Origin of the sequence: Pseudomonas sp. MWU13-2100, assembly GCF_023242365.1 — a bacterium.
In the GTDB taxonomy this organism is placed as follows: Bacteria; Pseudomonadota; Gammaproteobacteria; order Pseudomonadales; family Pseudomonadaceae; genus Aquipseudomonas.
In genome coordinates this window covers 1-511 of record NZ_JALLIX010000145.1, presented here as the reverse complement: position 1 = coordinate 511, position 511 = coordinate 1, and the positions used below count along the sequence as shown (strand labels likewise).

Here is a 511-nt window from a genome sequence, read left to right as displayed (position 1 = left end):
CGGCATGCGCGTCGGTCCCTCGGAAGCAGAGCCGTTCTGGACGGACTTCCTGCGAAGCCTGATGCGACGTGGCTTGCGCGGTGTAAAGCTGGTGATCTCTGATGCCCACGAAGGGCTCAAGGCTGCCGTTTCCAAAGTCTTCCACGCGACCTGGCAGCGCTGCCGGGTACACTTCATGCGCAACGCCATGGCCCATGTCGGCAAGGGCCAGCGCACGATGGTGGCGGCCTTGCTGCGCACGGTGTTCGCCCAGGACAGCCGAACAGAATGCCATCAGCAATGGCGCCTGGTAGCGGATCAGTTACGGGAAAAGTACCCCAAGATCGCCGTGCTCATGGACGGCTGCGAGGATGAAGTGCTGGCCCACATGGCTTTCCCCAAGGCACACCGGCAGCAGCTGCACAGCACCAACCCGCTGGAACGGCTCAACGCCGAGATCAAGCGCCGAACCGAAGTCGTAGGGATCTTCCCAAACGACCCGGCGATCACCCGGCTGGTCGGGGCGATGCTG

General features: G+C 63.4%; 1 protein-coding gene. It reads left to right on the top strand.

Annotation, left to right across the window (positions count from 1 at the left end; genetic code table 11):
- On the top strand, nucleotides 1-511 hold a 511-nt coding region (locus M5B99_RS29770), incomplete at both ends, for a transposase (RefSeq protein ID WP_248807477.1).